Raw genomic sequence first — 487 nt, 5'->3', positions numbered from 1 at the left:
CGACGCCCTCTTCGACGTGATCCACATCCACGAGCCGGCCTCGCCCTCGCTGGGACTGCTGTCCTGCTGGGCGGCGCAGGGGCCGATCGTGGCCACCTTCCACACCTCGAACCCGCGCTCGCGCGCCATGATCGCCGCGTACCCGATCCTCCAGCCGGCCCTGGAGAAGATCAGCGCCCGGATCGCGGTGAGCGAGTACGCGCGCCGCACGCTCGTGGAGCACCTGGGCGGGGACGCGGTCGTGATCCCCAACGGGGTCGACGTGGACTTCTTCGCCAAGGCCGGGGCGAATCCCGACTGGTCCGGGCAGACCCTCGGCTTCATCGGCCGGATCGACGAGCCCCGCAAGGGCCTGCCGGTCCTGATGGCGGCCTTCCCCAAGATCGTGGAGGCCTGCCCCGACGTACGGCTCCTCGTGGCGGGCCGCGGGGACGAGGAGGAGGCCGTGGCCTCCCTGCCCGCCGGACTGCGCTCGCGGGTGGAGTTC

Annotated in this window: 1 protein-coding gene; it reads left to right on the top strand. The window is 72.3% G+C overall.

Translation table 11 applies throughout. The annotated features are described in order from the left end of the window. Window positions 1-487 (top strand): glycosyltransferase family 4 protein (locus tag G3I78_RS47815; RefSeq protein ID WP_164436880.1); only part of this gene is annotated, 487 nt, incomplete at both ends.

Origin of the sequence: Streptomyces sp. SID13726 (assembly GCF_010548375.1) — a bacterium.
GTDB lineage: Bacteria > Actinomycetota > Actinomycetes > Streptomycetales > Streptomycetaceae > Streptomyces.
Note: the sequence above shows the minus strand (reverse complement) of the source record. Positions and strands in the feature narration are given on the sequence as shown.